The sequence below is a fragment of the Hylemonella gracilis ATCC 19624 genome (assembly GCF_000211835.1).
Lineage (GTDB): Bacteria > Pseudomonadota > Gammaproteobacteria > Burkholderiales > Burkholderiaceae_C > Hylemonella > Hylemonella gracilis.
Genome location: NZ_AEGR01000038.1, coordinates 1 through 222, shown reverse-complemented (window position 1 = coordinate 222; position 222 = coordinate 1). Strand labels below are relative to the sequence as shown.

General features: G+C 61.7%; 1 pseudogene. It reads left to right on the top strand.

From position 1 onward, the window contains the following. Nucleotides 1-222: pseudogene (locus HGR_RS17500) on the top strand (flagellin); the annotation flags it as partial.

The following is a 222-nucleotide window of genomic DNA, read 5'->3' as shown; positions in this document are numbered from 1 at the left end:
GGCGGCCGACACGAACGCGCAAAACGCGATCGTCAGCGGTTACCTGACTTTCGACTCGAACAAGTCCTTCGTGATCAGCCACACCACCACGGTGGCGGCTTCCAGCGCCTACATCGGCACGGACACGGCTTCCGTGTTGCATAAGGTGGCGGACCTGGACATCACCTCGGTGGCCAAGGCCAACGACGCGATCAAGACGGTGGATTCGGCCCTGGCCTTCAT